At 62.2% G+C, this 20388-nt stretch carries 17 protein-coding genes; 7 read left to right on the forward strand and 10 right to left on the reverse strand.

All coding sequences use genetic code 11. The features are described from left to right. Positions 1–13 precede the first annotated feature (13 nt). Positions 14–1009, reverse strand: coding sequence for a TIGR03571 family LLM class oxidoreductase (locus B2W55_RS00520; RefSeq protein WP_024582328.1), 996 nt, complete (start codon positions 1007–1009; stop codon positions 14–16). A gap of 91 nt (positions 1010–1100) precedes the next feature. On the opposite strand from B2W55_RS00520, the gene B2W55_RS00525 reads away from it, so the two are divergent. Continuing rightward, positions 1101–2027: a LysR family transcriptional regulator gene (locus B2W55_RS00525; protein WP_024582329.1), complete on the forward strand. Its 927-nt coding sequence runs from the start codon at positions 1101–1103 to the stop codon at positions 2025–2027. Positions 2028–2159: 132 nt separating this feature from the next. Here B2W55_RS00525 and B2W55_RS00530 read toward each other — a convergent pair whose 3' ends face one another. Continuing rightward, positions 2160–3737, reverse strand: coding sequence for a glucosamine inositolphosphorylceramide transferase family protein (locus tag B2W55_RS00530; RefSeq protein WP_024582330.1), 1578 nt, complete (start codon positions 3735–3737; stop codon positions 2160–2162). Between the two features lie 432 nt (positions 3738–4169). Here B2W55_RS00530 and B2W55_RS00535 point away from each other — a divergent pair, with 432 nt between their 5' ends. Beyond that, positions 4170–5570, forward strand: coding sequence for a GumC family protein (locus B2W55_RS00535; protein ID WP_080891148.1), 1401 nt, complete (start codon positions 4170–4172; stop codon positions 5568–5570). A 4-nt stretch (positions 5571–5574) separates the two neighbouring features. On the opposite strand, the gene B2W55_RS00540 is transcribed toward B2W55_RS00535, so the two are convergent. Together B2W55_RS00540 and B2W55_RS00545 are read right to left on the reverse strand one after the other, a co-directional pair. Continuing rightward, entirely contained in the window at positions 5575–6954 is a 1380-nt protein-coding gene (locus tag B2W55_RS00540) for an O-antigen ligase family protein (protein WP_291532164.1), read from the reverse strand. A gap of 8 nt (positions 6955–6962) precedes the next feature. Then, the gene (locus B2W55_RS00545) at positions 6963–7793 is read right to left on the reverse strand and encodes a glycosyltransferase (protein WP_024582333.1); all 831 of its coding nucleotides are present in this window, start codon (positions 7791–7793) and stop codon (positions 6963–6965) included. Positions 7794–7901: 108 nt separating this feature from the next. On the opposite strand from B2W55_RS00545, the gene B2W55_RS00550 reads away from it, so the two are divergent. The 5 genes from B2W55_RS00550 (at position 7902) to B2W55_RS00570 (ending at position 14526) form a co-directional block, all read left to right on the forward strand. Further along, positions 7902–9284 (forward strand): hypothetical protein, encoded by a 1383-nt coding sequence (locus B2W55_RS00550; RefSeq protein WP_145987192.1) that lies wholly within the window; start codon positions 7902–7904, stop codon positions 9282–9284. Between the two features lie 183 nt (positions 9285–9467). Beyond that, entirely contained in the window at positions 9468–10691 is a 1224-nt protein-coding gene (locus B2W55_RS00555) for a glycosyltransferase (protein WP_024582335.1), read from the forward strand. 66 nt (positions 10692–10757) lie between these two features. Then, positions 10758–12017, forward strand: a complete 1260-nt coding sequence (locus B2W55_RS00560; protein WP_145987191.1) for a lipopolysaccharide biosynthesis protein — start codon at positions 10758–10760, stop codon at positions 12015–12017. Next, positions 12014–13210: a glycosyltransferase gene (locus B2W55_RS00565; protein WP_024582337.1), complete on the forward strand. Its 1197-nt coding sequence runs from the start codon at positions 12014–12016 to the stop codon at positions 13208–13210. Before B2W55_RS00560 ends, B2W55_RS00565 begins: the two co-directional genes overlap by 4 nt. A gap of 137 nt (positions 13211–13347) precedes the next feature. Then, positions 13348–14526, forward strand: coding sequence for an FAD-dependent oxidoreductase (locus B2W55_RS00570; protein WP_029879396.1), 1179 nt, complete (start codon positions 13348–13350; stop codon positions 14524–14526). 56 nt (positions 14527–14582) lie between these two features. Here the strand turns inward: B2W55_RS00570 and B2W55_RS00575 are convergent, their stop codons facing one another. The 6 genes from B2W55_RS00575 to B2W55_RS00600 all read right to left on the reverse strand — a co-directional run. Continuing rightward, the gene (locus B2W55_RS00575; RefSeq protein WP_024582338.1) at positions 14583–15674 is read right to left on the reverse strand and encodes an ABC transporter ATP-binding protein; all 1092 of its coding nucleotides are present in this window, start codon (positions 15672–15674) and stop codon (positions 14583–14585) included. An 84-nt stretch (positions 15675–15758) separates the two neighbouring features. Then, entirely contained in the window at positions 15759–17198 is a 1440-nt protein-coding gene (locus B2W55_RS00580; protein WP_244442239.1) for an extracellular solute-binding protein, read from the reverse strand. Positions 17199–17246: 48 nt separating this feature from the next. After that, positions 17247–18284: a carbohydrate ABC transporter permease gene (locus B2W55_RS00585; RefSeq protein WP_024582340.1), complete on the reverse strand. Its 1038-nt coding sequence runs from the start codon at positions 18282–18284 to the stop codon at positions 17247–17249. Next, positions 18281–19156: a carbohydrate ABC transporter permease gene (locus B2W55_RS00590; RefSeq protein ID WP_024582341.1), complete on the reverse strand. Its 876-nt coding sequence runs from the start codon at positions 19154–19156 to the stop codon at positions 18281–18283. The genes B2W55_RS00585 and B2W55_RS00590 overlap by 4 nt, the downstream gene beginning before the upstream one ends. Positions 19157–19163: 7 nt before the next feature. After that, the gene (gene rbsK, locus B2W55_RS00595; protein ID WP_024582342.1) at positions 19164–20087 is read right to left on the reverse strand and encodes a ribokinase; all 924 of its coding nucleotides are present in this window, start codon (positions 20085–20087) and stop codon (positions 19164–19166) included. 4 nt (positions 20088–20091) lie between these two features. Then, on the reverse strand, positions 20092–20388 hold a 297-nt coding region (locus tag B2W55_RS00600), incomplete at its 5' end, for an RbsD/FucU family protein (RefSeq protein WP_291532165.1).

The raw sequence follows: 20388 nt of genomic DNA on the forward strand, positions 1-20388 counted from the left end.
CAATCCTTGATGTTCAGGCGGCGTGCGCCTCGGAGGTGGTCTCGGGGTTGGTCGCGAGCGCCGGCAAGACGTCCGACGCCAGTTCTTCGATGATCTCGCCCGGCGGGCGCCCCGACCGCCGCAGGTTGATCGCGAGGTGATCGACGCCGACGCCAGCGAGGGCATTGAGATGCGCGATCAGGCCGTTTCGCCCGACCCGTGCGCCGAACCGGATCGGCTCGGCCGGCGCATCGGCATCATCCAGCAGGTCGAGATGGAAGGCGCTGATGAAGGCGCCACGGCCGGAGGTCGCTTCACACCAGTGTTGGACTTGGGTCGCGATCCGCTCGACAGCGCCGGGATAGACGAAGCGCCCGTCCATATTGGCGGCAAGCCAGCGGTCATCCTGGCCTGCCTGCCCGGCCACCACGATCGGAATGGCCGGCTGCGCCGGGCGCGGCAGCAGGTCGAGGCTCGGCACGCGCTTGTCGTTCACCGGCAGGCCGCCCGGCTGCCACGCCGCTCGCAGATAGGTCACCGCGTCACGAAAGGCTTCGCCGCGCGTCTCATAGTCGAGACCGAGCAACGGATATTCCACCGGCCGGTCTCCCGAGGCGACGCCGAGGATCAGTCGGCCGTCCGAGAGCACGTCCACCGAGGCAGCCGCCTTCGCCGTCATCAGCGGATGGCGGATCGGCAGCACCACCGCGGCGGTACCGAGCGCGACGTTCCTCGTCACTCCGGCAAGATAGCCAAGATGGGAGAAGACATCGTAGACCGAACCGGCGTCGCCCATGTTGACTGCGTCGAACACCGGCACGTCGCGGATCCAAATCGCTGCAAATCCGCGTTCGTCGGCGGCACGGATGAGATCGGCCTGCGCCGTCAGGTCGGGAACGCCGCGCGGACGGCCCGCGACCACGCGCCGGGCCTCGCCCGCAGGCGACCAGTCATTGTCCAGCGGCAATTCAAGGCCGAGCGTCAGGCGATTGGGCTTCCGGATCAGATCAAGTGCTGAATTCTTCGACATGGCAGCGAAATAGGTCACGCCTGGGGGCTTGATAATCCGTCGCGGTTCCACAGTATCTGTGAAGCGAAATCACAGACGGGACAGGTGGTGCGTGGATAACCGTGTTGGCGAGATGCAGGTGTTCCTGCGCGTGGTCGAGTCGGGCAATTTCTCGGACGCTGCACGGCTCCTGCGCATGAACCCCTCCACCGTGAGCAAGCTCATCGCGCGCATCGAGGAGCGGCTCGGGGTACGCTTGCTGAAGCGCTCCACCCGGCGCCTGTCGCTCACAGCCGAAGGACAAATCTACCATGAGCGTAGCCAGGGACTGCTCGGCGAACTGGATGAGGTGGAGCGCGAGCTATCCCAGGGGGCCGCGAGCACAGGTGGCACCGTCAGAGTGAATGCCTCCGTCGCTTTCGGCGTTCTCGCGGTGGAGCCACAATTGCCCGCGTTCTGGCAGGCCTATCCCAACATCGTCGTCGACCTCTCGCTCTCCGACGAGATCGTCGATCTCTATCTCGATCGCACCGACGTCGCGTTTCGCGTTGGACGGCTTGCCGACTCCGGCTTGATGGCCCGCCGGGTCGGTGCCGCGCGTCGAAAGATCGTAGCATCCCCGGCCTATCTGAAGCGCAACGGGACACCGCGGACCGCCGACGATCTCGCGCAGCACAATTGTCTCGGGTTCAATTTCCGTCGCGCCGCTCCAGTCTGGCCGCTCAAGGAGAGTGGCCGGATCGTCGATCGTGCCGTCAATGGCTCCTTGCTCGCCAACAATGGCGAGACGGTCAGGCGGATGGCGGTCGCGGGCGTCGGGCTCGCGCGCCTCGGCGACTATCATGCGCGTGCCGATCTTGCTGCGGGACGGCTCGTGGAAGTGCTCTCGGACGTCATCAGTGATGAGGAAGAGATTCACGCCGTGTATGTTGGCGGTGCCCGCCTTCCGCAGCGCGTGCGCGTGTTCCTCGATTTCATCGTCCCGCGTCTACAGTCCTTCCTGAACGAGGAAATCCGGACCCGACGTTCCCGCACATAAACCACGGTGAAAGGTGCTGCGACCGCTTGACGAATTGGCGCCGATCCCGGAGATCGCGCTTGATCCGCCGCGCTGATCACCTCCCAGCCGATTAAGTCTGACGGTGCGATCGGCCCGCGGGCGGCAAGACCATCACAGTGAGCTATCTTGCCGATCCAGCCGCAAGCGGTTGGAGGTCGGAGAAAAGTAAGCGTCTATATTGCCGCCGCTGCGTGGCGCAATCGTGCGAACACGCCTGCGCAACCACCCACGGCCAATCGAACGGCTGAAGTCTATCGCGTGAAGTTCGCCAAGCTGGTCGAAACTGTGCAATCCCGTCGCATCCAACTCCACGCGCGCGTCCCATGTAACGATTAGCCGCTCGGTGAACCGCTTCGGACTCAACTCGGTGATCTCGAACCACACGATGCCGGCGCCGTAGCTGCCGTCGCAATCCTGCGCCGGGCGGAATAGACGACCATTCTGCTGTACCAGCCGGCCGGCCGGCCGCGACCAACGGCTGTCGGATTTCACAGGATTCGCCGGATGAGCGGTCCACGCCCCTCCGAGCGAGTCACTGTAGAAGATCGACAGCTGGTCCTGTGTCGATGTACCGATCGAGTCCGCTGTCACGAAAATCCACCAGAGGCCGTCGTGAAACAGCGGCGTGGCGTCCGAGAACACGGCTCCCTCGATCAGGACCTTTTTCAGCTCCCACTTCCAGGGAAATTCAGCGGCCCGGTATAATTCCAGGGAATGATTCTCGCCTGTCTCCGGCAGCATGTAGACGTCCCCGTCGTGCTCGAACACGAACGGATATGACAGATGATAGGGACGAATTAATACAGGCATCGGCGGAGCCAGGAGCTCATCGCCCACGATCTCGGCGGCCGAAATTAGTCCGCGTCGGGTGGCATAGGGATATTCTTCAACGAACAGAAACGTCCGCCCTTGCCAGGTCTGTAGGAATGGGTCCGCGTAGAAGCGCCCGCCATCGTCTTCAATGACCTTGAACGTGCGGGCACCACGCCGAAGCGCGACGTGCCAATGGTCCTGGTGCCAGAACGGCTTCATCAAGGCGTTCGATACCTTATGGGCGAACATCCGCGACGCGAATGCCGGTAGAGAACCATTCGGCGACGCCGTTGCCTCCGTTGCGGTGCCGGCGTCCCCCTCCTCCGCCAGCTCCATCCCCCGCAGAACAAGCGAAATGCATCGCGCAAAAGCGGTCCGGAGCCCCCGTAAGAGGCTGAATTTGTCCTCGATAGCCAGTCTGGATGTGACGAGAGGAGTTTCGTCGCCCGCGCGCTGCACGCTCAGATACGGCGACGTCAGTGACAGCAACCGATCCAGCAGTGCGCGGCTGTCCAAAGCGCCGTCGTATCGGATCTCCAGAGCATTCGAATGGGGACCAGGGCATTCCGACAGGTTGATGACCGCCCGGCCCGACGTATCGCCGAGTGCCGAGACCGGACGCCATTCCTTTTCAGGAGCGATCGGTCTGGCGACGCCGCAGCTTTTGAAAATCAGCTGCTCGAGCCTCAACCACATTCGATACGCCAACGGATATGGCGGCGCGCGATCATCGAGAAATACGCTGACCTCGCGGACCTTGCCGATATGCCCAAGCAGCTCGCGATGCCATTCGCGCAACCGATGCCTGGGAAGAATCAAAGCAACGCGGGAGCCCTGATCAAGCGACGGTGTCGCATCGATGCATGCCGAGCTCATTGCGGCCAGCCCATGGTTGGAAGGTCGCTAAATACCCACTTCAAGACGGATTCCCTAACCGACTGCCGGCGGCCATTCCCCACGAAAGCCGACCGAGCCGATCCATGAGCGACCGAGCGAGCTCGGCAGTCAAAATCAAGGACCTTGTCTGGGCTGATGCACCCGGCAGGGTCGTCGACGTCACGGACCCCGCGCAACCTAAGACTTCAACCGCCGAATAGAAAGACCCGCCACGCCGCAGCCGACCGGCATGGAGACCCATGATCCATCGAGGCTTTCCCGATCGGCACGGGGCTTGCTGACCCCTTCGGACACGCCGGCCCTTTGGTCGGAGCCGTTTCAGTTTGGAACATTGTCCTGTTCCAGAATGGGTCTCAGTTGGTATGCAGGCGGTGGTGGCCTCCTCCACCGGCCGTCTGCGAAAGGTCTAAGATGGTTACCCCGATCGATCCGCGGTCATCTGACGACGCGATGATCAGCCTGGCGTCCGCAGGAAGAACGCTTCTTGACGGTGCCGCCACCATCTTGCTTTGCGGGATCGCCGCGGTCCTTCTCGCAGCCTTCTACCTTGTGGCCGTTCCCGCGAAGTACGAAGCGACCACGGAGATCCTTTTCGATCCACGAGGGTTGAAGGCGGTCCAGAATGAGCTCGTATCCCGCTCCGAGAACAACGACTCGTCGATCGCCCTGCTGGAGAGCCAGATGCGGGTCATCAGGTCGGAGACAGTCCTGCGCGCGGTCGTGGAGCGGCTCGACCTTGAACATGACCCGGAGTTTGTCGGCGGTCGCGGGCTGTTCGCTTCGCTGACTGGACTGTTCAGGCCCAATACCAAGAGTGAGCCGGCGGACATCAGGGCGCTGCGTTCGCTCCAGCGGATCGTTCGGGTTGATCGCGCCAGTCGCAGCTACGTCGTTGCGATCAGCGCGGTGAGCCGCGACCCGAACAAGGCGCCTCGTATCACGGACGGCGTCGCCAATGCGTACATCGAAGAAGACATTCGTGCACGGGCCGAGGCTGCGAAACGGGTCAGCGCCTCGATGACGTCGCGGCTCCACGAGCTGGCTAGCCGGGTGCAGGAGGCAGAGAACAACGCCGAACGCTTCAAAAGGGAAAACAACCTGATCGGCACCAACCGCGGGTTTCTGGGCGGACAGCAGCTGGAAGAATTGTCCACCCAGTTGACGCAGGCCCGCGCCGTTACCGTCGCACAGCGGGCCCGGCTCGACCAGATACAGAACGCGATCAAGGCTGGCGGCGATGTCGGCACCATCTCTGAAGCCGTTCAATCGCCGGTGATCGCTCAGCTGCGTGCGCAGTACGCCGAGATTGTGCGTCAGGAAGGATCCGCAACCGCCCTGCTCGGGGATCGCAATCCGGAAGTCGCCGTCATCCGGCAACGCCTGCAACAGCACAAGAAATTGATCGCCGAGGAGCTGAGCCGCATTTCCGCCGCTGCGCGTAACGACTACGAGCGCGCGGTCGAAAACGAAAAGGTGCTTTCCACCAATCTCGACGCGCTCAAGGCGAAAGCGTCCACGGCAGCCGAAGCCATGGTGCGCATGCGCGAGCTGGACCGCGTGGTCGAGGCCAATCGGGCGATCTACGAGGCTTTCCTGGTGCGGGCCAAGGAGCTTGCCGAGCAGGAGAACGTCGACACCGCCAACACCCGCATCATCGCGCCGGCTCTCGCGCCGGACAAGCCGACGACGCCGCGCACCAGTCTGATGATCGCCGCGCTCCTGGCTGGGCTGGCGTGTGGCGCAGCGCTGGTGATGCTGCGACGGTACTCCCGCGTGTCGTCGAATACGACCGCTGCTGGCCGACGGATCTGACCGATCAAGGTACTTTCTCTGTCCGTCCCGCATGAAGTGAAACGATGGCAATGAGAATCCAGGTCTCGGGACGGCGGAACGCGTCGTTGCTCGTGCCGCCGGCCAGCAGGCTGATGATGCTGCCGAACAAGGCGGCATTCAGATAGTTGACCGTCGACCTCCGCGGCAATTGCCCCGCCGACCGTGTGATCCGGACGATCGCCCACAGCCAGAAGCCAAACCAGATCATCAAGCCGGGCAGCCCGAGTTCGGCCGCAAGCCGTCCCGGCACGTTGAAGGTCGGCGGGAGATCGCCAACCGTTTCAAACCATCTGACGACTTCATAGCTGTCCCAGGCCCATGACGGCAAAACGGACCCGGCATGGAAGCCGAATTGCCCGAATCCAACACCGAATACCGGATTGGCCTTGGAGATCGATAGTTGCGCGCTGAACAGGGCCAGACGCGAAATCGTCGAGACGTCACCGTCGTTGACAGCCTTGGCGACATTGCCGAGGGCGAGCACCGGCACGAGACCGGTCGCGGCGACCGCAGGGACGATGGCCAGCAACGCCACCATGCCGAGATGAAGGGCGCGCAGCCCGATCCAGTATATCAATTCAGCGAAGATCAGTCCGCCCAGCATCAACAGGCCGGTGCGCGAATTGCTCAACAGCAGAGCGATGATGCCGAAAGCCAAGGGTATGCCGGCCGCAAGGCGCCTTGCCAATGACGGTTGATCGATCGTGTGCAGACGGTAGGCAAACAGCATCCACGGGCAGGCGAAGCCGCAGAAGTAGGATAGATCCGGCGCCTCGAAGGCCAGGCTGATCAGGCGGCCAGCCACGCGTCCTTGCTCATCGTCTGCCGTATGGAAAAGGCCGGTCGAGAACCGATAGATCAGTTCGCCTGCGGGAGAAAACCACGACCAGACTTCCGGCAGCGCGAAGATCGCACATGCGACCACCGCAACCACAAGCGGGTGCACGAACAGGTTCTCGACATCGCTCACCCGCCGCAGCAGGCCAAGGCAGCTGATGGTGATCGCCATCCCGAAGATGACGACGGCCGACGACGTGGCGAGCTTGTTCAATCCGCTCCGCCCGTGAAACATGGACGTCGCAATTTCCGGGAAATTGACCGCAGTCGTCACGGCGAGCCAGACGAGCAGGCAATTCAGGAACACGAACAATGGTCGCGGTATCAGGATTCTGCTCGATGCTGTCGCGAGCGAGGTCACGATCAGGAGCACAAAGACGTAGACGGAAGCGGATCCCTTCAGCTCTCCGAACGCGCCAATTCCTGCCAGGCCCGTGATCGGCAACAGCGCGACCGCGAGCCACATGAGGCCGGCAAGGAGAACGCCCGGCGAGCCCTTCCGCGGATCGGTGGCTGAATCGGCCAAGGCCGTCATCACATTGGCAGCGAGTTGACGGCCACGCGCTTGTCCTGCCGATCCCAATACAGCCGCGATAGTCGGGTCCATATCCGGGCCGGCACGAGCAGCGTGACAAGTGACCGAACGACGCCCGCATAGGCAGCAGGCTTGGCAGGCTGAAAATAGCCTAGCTGCACGCGCAAGCGCGACCGCAATTGAGTGCGACGATTCCTGCTGCTGATGCCATCCGCGTTCTTCTCATAGACCAGCAGCACGTCATGCAGGCAGTCGATCTCGCCCTTCTCGAACAGGCGCCGCATGAATTCATAATCTTCGGCATGGGGATAGTCGGCGGAGTAGACACCAAACTTCCTTACGCAAGCGGTACGGAAAAAGAATGTCGGATGCTTGAACGCAGCGTTGTCGTAGAGCTTGCGTCCGATCGCGGCGCGGCCACCGGGCGTCCCCTCGAAAAACAGATGGTTACCCCGCTCGTCCACGATGTCTGCAAACGCCCCGACCAGATCCGTGGCAGGATGGCTGTCCATGTAAGCTTGCTGCTTGGCCACGCGCTCTGGAGCGGAGATGTCCCCGCAATCCATCCTGGCCACGTATTCGTATCCCAGGCTGACAATGTGTTCGAGGCCATGGTTCAGCGCGGCAGTGATCCCGCCGTTGCGCGCGAGCCGTAGCACGATGATGCCTTCACGCGATCCCAGCACCTCGCTGACCGGCTGCAACGAACCGTCATCGACAATCACGATGTCGGCGGCCTCCGTTTGCCCCAGCAGAGAGTCCACGGTGCGGAGCAGGACGTCGCGTGCCGGATTGTAAACTGGCATCAGAAACACGGTTCGTCGTGCCATAACTTTCCGGCCCCCTTCCATAGCGGCACCCGCCCTCGACATCGCGGGAAACTATATGTCAGATTTCTCTGCTTCCCGCCCGAAGAAAGCTGATCCTGGTGAAATGAGATGTTTTGCATCGACATCCTGTTTTCCTCCGGGTTTACGCGTCGAGTGCTCTTGCGGGTCGCCTCGCTCGCCCTGGCGCTGCTGGCACTCTGCCGCTCGGCCTATCCCGCCGATGACTTTCCCGGCAGAACCGTATCGAGCGGGCTTTCCGTGCAGTTCACCGATCATTTTCTCAAGCGGCCGGATTGGCGCCAGCGCCTCGACTTTCTGACCGAACTTGGCGCACGCATCGTCCGAATTGATCTCAACTGGCCGTGGATCGAAAAGCAGCCCGGTCGTTACGATTGGACGCTCTACGACGACTTCGTCGCGGAATTAAAGAAGCGCGGGCTGCGGCCGCTGTTCATTTTAAACCGGCCGAACCCGCTTTACGGCAAACCGTTTGACGCCGCGGTCGACGGCAAACGCCAAAACGGTATTATGCCACCATATACCAGATCCGAAATCGCGGCTTATGCGCGATGGGCAACGGCCGCGGCAGACCGCTACCGACAACTGAACCCGATCTGGGAACTCTGGAACGAACCCGACCAGGCCGGCTTCTGGCCCCCCAAGCCGGACCCGGCAGCCTATGTGGCCCTCGCGCGTGAAGCGTGCACGTCGATCAAGCAACGCGTGCCAGATGCCATCGTGACCGGCCCCGGCATGGCCCAGATGCCGACCGTCTGGCGCACCAAGAAACCCCTGATGCAGGCGCTGCTGGATGACCACGCCTTGCTGAGCTGCCTCGATGCCGTGAGCCTGCACACGCATCGCTTCAAGCAAACGCCTGAGACCGTCTCGCGTGACTACGCGGTTCTGCGCGCCAACTATCTCGACCTCTGGCCCGCAGGAATCAAGCGCAAGCCCATCATCGACACCGAGTGGGGAGACTCGGTCTACCGGGCCGGAATCTCGGAAGACACCCAGGCGCTCTGGCTACCTCGAATGTTCCTGATCAATCTGATGGAACAGGTGCGGCTTACCAACTGGTACTGCCTGATCGATGTCGGGCCGAATGACGATGAGATGGAAGACCGGTTCGGCCTGGTGAGCTACGACGGCAGACCACGTCCGGCGTATCAAGCATTCCGGACATTGGCCCATGAGCTCGGCGGATTCTCGCTGCACGAAACAATCGGGCGGTTCGATGCGACCATGGCCGAGGGCATCACGATCCTGCGCTTCTGCGGCGACGACGCAACCAAAGGGTGCAAGCTCGTGTACTGGGCAACGGAAGGGAGTGCAGTCCCGAGACGAGTGACCGTGCCAGGCTGGCGGAAAATCGGCCCTGCGATCAATTACCTCGGGCAACAATCTGCGCTTCAACCGGACGGCAGCGGCGTCTTGACGATCGAACCGAAAGCCTTCGTTCAATATCTCCCGGTTGCCAGCTCGCGGTGATCCTCGAGGCCGCGCCGATACCTATTTAATAGCCATTATGCATTTTAGGCGTGCCTGATTGAATATGGTAAATATAGAGTTTAAATGCGGTATAAATTATGCATTACTAGGTTTCCGGAAAGGGAACTTCGCGGGGGCGCAAGAAACAGATCCGCGTATGTAGATTGGTAGCGCGGGTTCGTGATGAAGATACTCCATGTCTCTGAGAGTTTGATCGGCGGCCTGGCTTCATATCTCGAAGAGATCATTCCCCATCAGACAGCTCAGTTCGGCGCAGACAACGTTGTCTTGCTGGTACCCGCGGCCCAGCGCGAACACATCGCATCTTTGAACGGATGCGCCATCGAGACCTTCCATCGAACCGGCCGCAATCTCAGTTCCATGCTGGCGCTCGGTTCAGCTATCCGACAAAGCATTCAGCGTCACGATCCGGACGTCGTACATCTGCACAGCAGCATCGCCGGCGGCATGGGCCGCCTGGTGATCGCCGCGATGCGTCGGAAGCCTCATGTCGTCTATTGCGCGCATTGCTGGGCGTTCGATCGTCCCGAGCAGACCTTCGCGACCCGCTTCTGGATGGCGCTCGAACGCATGCTCACCCGGCGCGCCGACGCGATCGTCTCGATCTCGCCTCACGAAGAGGAGGTCCTGCGCAGAGCCCGCTTTCCGCTCGCAAAGACGAGGCTCATCGTCAGCGGGATGCAGGACCTGGTTCATGGCCAGACCGCTCAACGCGGTGCGGCCAAGCGGGTCGGTCCGTGGCGTCTGCTGTTTGTGGGACGACTGGATCGGCAAAAGGGCGTCGACTTGCTGCTGCGCGAATACGAATTGCTCAAGCAGAAGCGCGCAAGCTTGAGCCTGGTCGGGTCAAAGATCGTGAACAGCTCCCGACTCGTCGTTCCACCGGAGGTGCATGTTTCAGGTTGGGTACCTCGCGAAACATTACCCGCCTTGTTCGAAGAATATGATGCCATCATAATGCCGTCGCGGTGGGAGGGGATGCCGCTGCTGGCGATAGAGGCGCTTCGCTCCGGACGCATCCTGATCTGCAGCAATCACGGCGCGTTTCCGCATTTCATCCAAGACGGCGTCAATGGCATCCTGATCGACATTGCCACGACAGGTTGGCTGGGCAAGGCCTTGAAAGTCCTTGAGCATTCAGATCTTGCGGCGATGAGCGCGGCGGCGCGGACGACCTACCTCGCAATGTTCGCACCGGACCGGATGAACCAGGGCCTGATCGAGTTGTATGAAAGCCTCGTCAAGCGGCCTCGGCTTCAATCAGAGGCGACGGCGACGCCACGCGATCGACTGCCGGTGCCAGAGCGAGTGGTTCATTCCACGGCCATGGGCCGGGACCGCCACGGCGGCGGCCAACTAGACACCTTGGAGCGGCCTGCCGGATAAGACCTAGCTGTGGCCGCTTCCGCAGTCCAATATCTCCGCTCGCGAACCGTTACGAAGGCGAGATTTTTGCTTACCAACATCCGATTCCACACGGTTGTCAGCAGCCGCACATTGATATCGCTCTCGATCATGTGCCTGCGCGGGATTTCGCTCGTGGCGAAATTCGCGCTCACGCTGTTCATCGCGCGGTTTATCGGCCTGCCGACAGTTGGTGTGTACGGGCTGATCGCTGGTATGGCCGTTGTGTTTCCGGTTGTTGCCAGCCTGGGACTGATCCGCACCTTGAGCCGCAATGCGGTTTCCCAACATCTCGATGAGGTCGTATCCACGCTGCGCCGATATTGGCGAATCCAGGCAGCTATCTATGGAATAATCTGCGTCATTGCATTGGGCGTCGGGATCTACCTCGACCAGGTTGCGCTGACGATGATCGTGGTCGCCATCGTTTTCCTTGAGCATGTCAATGGCGACCTTTTCGTTCTGTTGAACCACCTTTTGCAGCCGGGCCTCGCCAATGTGCTCATGTTCGTGCGAACGGCCGGATGGATCTCCGCCTTCATCGCCCTCGCCTTCCTGTTTCCAACGCTGCGCGATCTCGACACCCTGCTCGGATTCTGGATCGGGGGCGGCATTCTCGCGATCATCGGCTTTGCGATAGCCACCCGACACTGGTCCTGGTTCCGGCCTGGCGCAGCGCCGCAGCACAAGGATTGGCTATCCCGCGATTTCAAGGCTTCGCGCATTCTGTACGTCAACGACATTGCCAACACGGTTGCGCAATATACCGATCGCTATCTGGTCGGCCTGTTCATCGGACTCGAATTCACCGGCATCTACGTGGTCTTCTGGTCGATCGGTAATGCGCTGAGCAATCTCGTCGACACCGGCGTCATCCAGCTATCCGGTCCGAAGCTCATTGGCGCACATGCGCGCCGCGACGGAACGTTCTGGAACGTGTATCGAGGCCTCCTCGTCGAGACCGTGACTATCTCGGTCGCGATTGCCGTCGTTGCGGGGCTGCTGGTCCATTTTGCCATTCCTTACTTGCAGCGCCCGCAGCTGGCCGATTGGCTTCCCGTGTTGTGGCTGATCCTGTTGGCGTTTGTGCTGCGCATGTTCTACGAGGTGCAGGGAAGCGTCTTCTACAGCCGTCACAAGGATCAATTGACCTTGTTCAGCGGACTGTTCGTCATTGGCCTCTCGCTCGGCACCAACATTGTCTTGATCCCGCTTTTCGGGCTGTACGGTGCCGCGATTGCGATCGTCGTCTCGTATCTTGTGGGCGCGATAGTTCGTTCTCTCGTGATCGCGAAATACTTCCGATGACCGGTCAATCCTACATCCCGATATCGGAACTCAGTGCCGACGCCCGGCCGCCCGACATCGCGCTGTTTCTCCCGACGCTCTACAGCGGTGGGGCCGAGCGCGTGCAGCTCAACCTCGCGGATTATTTTGTCGGCCGCGGATTGCGGGTCGATCTCGTCGTTTGCAAATATTTCGGCTCGCTGAAGGATCAGGTCCCGGGAGGCGTCCGGCTCATCAGCCTGGAATCCCGAAAGGTCATGTTCAGTGTACCAGCCTATCTGCGCTACTTGCGGACCGCGCGTCCGCCAACTGTACTCAGTTCGGTTGAGAACGCGAATATCGTTTCGTGTGTCGGGAAGCTGCTGAGTTCCAGTCGCCATCAATTGGTCGTGCGTCTCGACAATTCGCTCCTCGAGCAAGGTTCGCTGCCGATTCAGCTGCATCGCACGTCGATGCTGGCTGCGATCGCGTCGACCTTTCACGCGGCAGACGCATTCGTAGCGGTATCGAGTGGCCTGAAGCGACAGCTCAGTCGTCTGCCCGGCCTGAGAAACAAGCCAATCCACCTGATCTACAATCCGATCATTCACAAGGGATTTGACGCCAAGCTTGCTGCCAAGCCCGCGCTTCCCTCGGCGATCGGCCCTGGAGAGCCCTTCATCCTCGCAGTCGGCCGCTTACACAGGCAAAAGGGATATGCTTCCCTGCTGCGCGCGTTTGCGCTCGTCGTTCGACGCAAGCCTGCGCATCTGGTCATCCTGGGCGAAGGCGGTGACCGCGACAAACTGCAAGACCTGGCGAACTCACTCGGCATTTCCGACCGCGTCCATTTCCTCGGATACTCTCCCAATCCACTCGCCTACATGCGAGGCGCTGACGTGTTTGTCCTGTCGTCGATCGCGGAAGGCTTCGGCAACGTGATCGTCGAGGCCCTCGCCTCCGGCACACCGGTGATCAGCACCGACTGTCCGCATGGCCCCAGCGAGATCCTTGCCGGAGGACGATACGGCACACTCGTTCGCGTTGGCGACGACGCTCAGATGGCGCAAGCCATCATCGAAACAATCAGCAGCTCCAAGCAACCGATGCCGGAGGATCTCGATGAGCATCTCAAGCGCTTCACGATCGAGACGATCGGCGAGCGTTACCTCGACTGCCTGGGGCTCGAATCCCGGCCACCGAAAGCCGCGTCGCCACAAGCTGTCAGCGCGTAGATCTCCGCGCGCCATTTCCAGTAGCTCGCCAGTCACCGGGCCGCACGCGGATTCTTCGTGCAGCTTCCGAACTGCGCAAGCCGCAGCGACGACCAGATCCAACGGTGATTTCAGCCCCAAGGCGCCCCTTCACCCCGATGTCTAGTTCCACGACGCCAAACAGCGCCCACATCGCGATTGTCGGTGCCGGCTTTTGCGGCGCGCTGGCGGCGGTCGTCCTGGCGCGGGCAGGCCATCGGGTCACACTCATTGATCGTCATTCCGTCTATCCAAAGCAATTTCGTGTCGAAAAATTCGCAGGTGGACAGATTGAGCTGATGCGCAAACTGGGCATCTTCAAAGCAATCGCCGAAGCTTCGACCCCGTTCAAGGACATCGCCAACGTCCGCGCAGGTCGCATCGTCGACCGCACGCCCAATCAGCATTACGGAATCCTGTACGAGGAGATCGTGCGGGTCGTGCGCGCGCAACTGCCATCTTCCGTTGCTTTCATCATCGACGACGTGACGGCCCTCAAGACCGGGCCGCAGAAGCAGGAGGTCGTGCTGTCGAGCGGCCAGGCGCTCTCGGTGGATCTCGTTCTTCTTGCGACCGGAATGAATGGCGCGCTTGCCCACAGGCTGGGTATCGGTCAACACATGGTGGCGGAAGGCCATTCGATATCCTTCGGCTTCACCATCCCAGCCGAACCTGGGCTGACATTCAATGCGCTCACTTGCTACGGTAGCGGCGCGACCAATCGGATCGACTACCTCAGTCTTTTCCCGATCGGCGACACGCTCCGGGCCAACCTCTTCACCTATCTCGACCAACGCGATCCGTGGATCCGCGAGCTGCGGCGAAACCCGTCGACGAGCCTGGGCGACTCGATGCCGGGCCTCGCCGCCTATCTCAGGCCGTATGATCCGGTCGACGGGGTTCAAAACTGGACGATGAATCTGACGACGGCCGCAAGTGTGAACCAGGACGGCATTGTGTTGATCGGAGACGCCTACCAAACGTCCTGCCCCGCCACAGGCATGGGCGTGACGCGGTTGCTAAACGACGTTGATCGACTTTGTAATGTGCATATCCCCCGATGGCTCACAACGCCCGGAATGGCGAAGGCGAAGATCGCGAGGTTTTACGACGATCCGGTGAAGCAGGACGTCGATACGCAAGCCATCCGGATGGCTCACTTCAGGCGGTCCTTGATCACGGATCGATCGTTACAATGGCGATTTCGTCGTCAAGAGCATTTCATGCGGCGACGATTCCTCGATATGGTGCACCGCGTGAGGTTCAAGGATACATCTGGCTCGCGAGCCCGGTCATGAGTGCGACGTCCGCAATGCTTGCGGCATGGCAGGGCAGCGATCTCGAGCGCCGCGAGTCAGGGGATCGCCCTGCCCGACGCTTTGTCGAACAGATGGGTTCGCTGGAGATCGAGAGCCACGTCGATGAAGTGATCCGGCTCGGCGGCTACGCCGACCTGCATCTGCGCGGTGAACGGATGGGCACCGACGGTCCCGATTACGAGCGTATGCGGTCCCAACGGCTCGACATCCTTGACCATCATACGCACGAACGAGCCCTCAGGGGCGTCTTGCCGTAACACGTGATCGGGGCGGACGCCGAGCACGACGGGCTTGCCGATATGGCCCGCATAGGCCGCCTCACGCGACTTCGGCACTCTCAACACCGTGCCTGACGGCTCGGTGAAGGTGAGCGCGCCATCGCGACCGACGATCTCGCCATCGATGAAGTTCATGCTGGGTGCGCCCATGAAGCCCGCGACGAAGAGGTTGTGGGGTCTCTCGTAAATCGTGATCGGGTCGGCCGCCTGCTCGATCCGGCCCTTGTTCATCACCACGACGCGGTCGGCCATGGTCATGGCCTCGACCTGGTCGTGCGTGACGTAGACGATCGTCTTGGCAAGGCGGCGGTGCAGTGCCTTGATCTCGGTCCGCATCTCGATGCGAAGCTTGGCGTCGAGATTGGACAATGGCTCGTCGAACAGGAAGACGTCCGGACTGCGCACGATGGCACGGCCGATCGCCACGCGCTGGCGCTGCCCGCCGGAGAGCTGCTTGGGCCGGCGGTCGAGATATTGCTCGAGGTCGAGGACGCGCGCGACGTCGCTCACGGCCTTGGCGATGCTGGCGCGCGTCTCGCCACGCACCTTCATGCCGTAGCCGATGTTCTCGCCGACGGTCATGTGTGGATAGAGCGCGTAGTTCTGGAACACCATCGCGCAATTGCGCAGGCCGGGGCGCAACTGCGTCACGTCGCCATTGCCGATGCGGATGGTTCCGCTGGTGACGGCCTCCAGCCCCGCGATCATGCGCAATGTCGTGGTCTTGCCGCAGCCGGACGGGCCGACCAGCACGACAAATTCCTCGTCGGCCACGTTGAGGTCGAGCCCCTCGATGATCTTGTAGGGCCCGTATGCCTTGCTGACGTTCTCGATCTCGACGTGCGCCATGGAATCCTGTTTCCGCCCCTTCATCGACGGCAAGTAAAGTCCCGGATGACATGCGTGCATCATCCGGGACGTCTCACGGGAGAGCTAGTTCTTGGGCGGCAGCCCCATCGCTGCGCGATAGGCCGCGAGCTGCTTGGCGCGACCGAACTCGTCCGTCAGCCGATTCCACTCCTTGGCCATCGCGTCGAGCGCCGCCTGCGGCGTGGTCTGACCGGCCAGCGCCTTGCCGAGCTCGATCTCCACCACCTCGGTGTAGGAGAAATAGCCGGGCAGACGCATGTCGAGCGCGACGTTCTTGGCATTGATGGAATCCGATTGCGCGCCAAGATACTCCTTGGCCTCCTCGGGCGTGAAGATCTTGCTCCACAGTTGCAGATTGGCGGTGTGCGATTTGCGATAGGGGTTGACGCCGCTGCCGCCGGTGATCGCCGCCTGCCCCGACACATCAGGACTGGTCAGCGTCTTGACGAAGTCCCACGCCGCCTGCTGGTTCTTGCCGGCCTTCGGCACGGCGATCTGCCAGCCGCCGAACGCCATGAACGGGGCCGGAAGCACGCTGGGGAATTTGTCCCACTTCTTGGTCTTGGCGTTCCAGATCTCGTCCGAGCCGGGCAGCATCGCCGAGCCGACCTTGCCCGAGATCTTCGACTGTTTCGGATCGGCCGCGATGACGCCGGTGTCGCCCCAGCCGATCGATTCCGCGACCTGGCCGCCGGCGACCGCTGCATTCACCTCGCCGAACGAGAAGTTCAGCGCGTTGGGCGGCCCGAGCTTCGATGCCCTGATATACTCCTCGAGCCCCTTCACCCAGCCCGGATTGTTGATCTGCGCGTCCATCGTCTCGGGGTCGAAGAACATCGCGCCGGGATAGTTCGGGTTGTTGGTGTAGGCCGCCGCATGGCTGAAGAAGAACCAGAATTGCTGCCCGCCGCGGCGGAACGCTTCCGCCGTTCCCCACAGCCCCTTGTCGGGCCGCTGGAAAAACTCCGCGATGTCGAGATACTGCTTCCAGGTCTTCGGCGGCGCGAGGTCGTAGCCGTACTTGGCCTTGAAGGCGTCCTTTTCCTTGGGATCGCTGAACAGGTCGGTGCGGTAGGTATAGGTATGCACGTCGCCGTCCATCGACTGCGAGTAGATCTTGCCTTCCCACACCATCAGGCGCTCGCGATAGGCCGGCTCGATGTCGTCCCAATCCTTGCCGGACTGCATCTCCTTCGGCATCTCGCTGAGATAGGGCACGAAGTCGGGTAGCCAGGCCGGCGCGAAGCTGACGAGGTCGAACGTCGCATCCGACGCCGTCAGCGACGTCGCAATCTTCGGGTAGAGCTCGGACCAGGGAAACTCAACGACATTGACCTTGCCGCAGGTCTTCTTGGCCCATTCGTCGGCGCCGAGCTTGAGCGCCGAGGCAATATACGGACCGGTCTGCGACGCCACCGTCAGGGTGACGCCGGTGTAATCCGGGCTACAGGCAGCGTGCGCCTGGCTCGCGGCGCAGGCCATCGCAAGCGAGGTGGTCAACATCAAGAACGTCCGTCGCAACATCGTCTAGTCCTCCCTATAGAGTTTTTGCTATTTGATGGCCCCGAGCAGCAGGCCCGACCGCATCATCCGGCTGAGCAGGCCCGCCATGATCATCATCGGAACGATGGCGACGAGTGCCGCCGCCGAGATCGCCCACCATTCGTCGCCACGCTGGCTATTCTGTCCCGCCACCAGGATCGGCAGCGTCTGCCATCTGGAATTGGTCAGGAACAGCGCGAACAGAAACTCGTTCCAGACGAAGGCCAGCGTGATCATGAACGTCGCCAGCAGCCCGTTCATCGACATCGGCACCACGATGCCGACGAAGATGCGCCAGCTCGGCACATTGTCGACCATCGCGGCCTCCTCGACCTCGATCGGGATCGCTTCGAAGAAGTCGCGCATCAGCCAGACCACGATTGGCAACGAGAAGGCGACGTAGCACAGCGTGAGGCCGACATAGCTGTCGATCAGTTGGAAACCGAGCCGGCCGATCTCGCTGTAAAGCAGATACAGCGCGAACGCCGTGACGATCGGCGGGAACATGCGCTGGCTGACAAACCAGAACAGGATGTCCTCGTTGCCGAGGCTCGGCCCGGGCAATGGCAGCCGGTTGATTGCGACGGCAATGCAGAGCGCGATCGGAAACGCGAGCAGCAGCGCCTGCGGCCGGGTGAAGCCGAACTGGTTGTTGAACACGAGGTAACCGCCGAGCGCGAGCAGGAAGAACGCCAGCCCAGAGCCAAGCCGAACCTTGAATTCAAACCGCACCAGCGCATAGGCCGCCATCGCGCCGATCGCGGTGGCGATCGCCGCCGCCGACAGGCCCACGATGGTCGAGTTCAGGAAGGTCCGGAAGAACTCGCCGCGGATCCCCTGATAGAGATCGATGAAGGGCTGCAAGGTCGGCGTGAAGTCGACGAACGGAATGTAAGTCGGCCCGCCGACGACGCCCGGCGGCGTCTTGAACGCAGTCACCACCACCCAATAGAGCGGAAACACCGTGATCAGGCACCAGGCGAGCACGCCGAGCGCGACCAGGCGGCGGCTCCATGGCGACAGTCCGGTTAGGCCCTGCCCGCTCATCGGCGTTTCTCCAGATGCGGCCGCAGCAGCGCCAGATAAGTCACGCCAATGATCGTGATCGCGATCAGGAACAGGAAACTCAGCGCCGACGTGTAGCCGAGATTGAACTTCTTGAAGCCCTCCTGATAGGCAAACAGCGTCAGCGTCTCGGTGTCCACGCCCGGTCCGCCGCCCGTCATCACGAACACCGTGTCCATGATCTTGTAGCTCTCGATCAAGCGGATGAAGACGACCGCGGCCGAGATCGGCAACAGCATCGGAAAGGTGATGCCCCAGAACTGCTGCCAGGCGCTGGCATTCTCGAGCTCGGCGGCCTCATAGACGTCTTCGGGAAGCGTTTGCAGGCCGGCCAGCATCATCAGGATGACGAACGGGGTCCACTGCCAGACCTCGACCGCGATGATGCAGGCGAGTGCCCAATGTCCATTGGTGAGAAACGGCAAATTGGCCAGGCCGAATTTCGACAGCAGTTGATTCAGCGGCCCCATCGTCGGGTTGAAGATCATGCGCGCCACCAGCGCGACCGCGACAGGCGCCAGCAGCATCGGCAGCAGCAGGGCGACGCGGAACAGCCGCTCGCCGGGCACGCGTGCATTCAGCGCCAGCGCGACGCCGAAGCCGATCGCGTATTGCAGCCCTACCGCGACGAAGGCGATCAGCGTCGTGGTGAAGATCGCGTTCCAGAACCGCGGTTCCTGCAACAGCGTCGTATAATTGCCGAGCCAGACCACTCGCGGCGGGATCGGCGGAATCAGCCGATAGCTCAGGAAGCTCGTGGTCAGCGAATAGATCAACGGAAAGATCGAGATCGCCAGCACGACGAGCACCGCCGGCCAGATGAAGACATGCTTGATCGGATCATTCCGCATCATCGCGCGATCATCCCTTCAGCAGCGCGTCGATCTCCGCGCGCTGCGGCATCGCGGGTGCGGTGCCCGGCCGGGTCACCGAGATTCCGGCGGTGGCCGAACCGAAGCGCGCGGCCTGAAGCGGATCGGCGCCGTCCGCGAGCGCTGCCGCAAAGCCGCCGACGAACGCATCGCCCGCACCGGTGGTCTCGACCACCTTGCCGGCGGCAAACGGCGGCACGTGCAGCGAACGATCCCGCGCATGAAACAGCGCACCGCGCTCGCCGAGCGTGATCAGCGCGGTGCCGGCCCCCTTGGCCAACAAGGCATCGCCGGCCCGGCGCGCGCCGGCGAGATCGCTGACGGCGATGCCGGTCAACGCCTCGGCTTCGGTCTCGTTGGGGACGACATAGTCGCAGAGCGCAAACAGGCTGCTATCGAACTTGAGCGCCGGCGCGGGATTGAACACCGTGATGCTGCCAGCCGCGCGCGCGATCTCGAGCCCCCTCAATGCGGCATCGACCGGCTGCTCGAGCTGAGTCACGAATACCCTGGAGTCGCGGATGGCATCCGCCACCGCATCGACGTCGGCCGGGCTGATGCCGCCCGCCGCGCCCGGCACCACGATGATCGCGTTGTCGCCGCGCGTCTCGTGAACATAGATGAACGCCGCGCCGGTCGGCGCCTCCGCCGTTCTCGCCACGCGCGGCCGGATTCCCTCGGCCTCCCAGGTCTTGATCGCAAGCTCGCCGAAGGCATCGCTGCCGATCCGGGAGATGAAGCTCACGCTGGCGCCGGCCCGCGCCGCCGCGACGGCCTGGTTGGATCCCTTGCCGCCAGGCCCCATGGCGAATCCCGATCCGGCGATGGTCTCACCGATCGCCGGCATGTTGCCGGCACGGAACGCCAGGTCGACGACGAATACCCCGAGGACAGCGACGCCATGCTTGCCCATCTCATCACTCCTCGTCCGGCGCGATGACGCCCTTGCTGAACAGGAAGCAACCGTAGAAGCGCCGCTCGCCCGTCGCGATCACGCAATAGGCCGCCTTGGCCTTCTCGTAGAAGGCATGGCGCTCGACGCCGACCAGCGGCCAGGAGCGTCCCTCGGCGCGATCGATCGCGGCCTGCACCTCGTTCTGCACGGGAGGCACCTCCTGCGGCTGCCCCACAATCTCCATGCGGATCGCGGCATCGTCGACGAAAGTATCGAGCGGCATCACCGAGAGAATGGCCTCGACCGCCTTGGCGGCGGT

It is taken from the genome of Bradyrhizobium sp. UBA2491, from assembly GCF_002341725.1.
GTDB lineage: Bacteria > Pseudomonadota > Alphaproteobacteria > Rhizobiales > Xanthobacteraceae > Bradyrhizobium.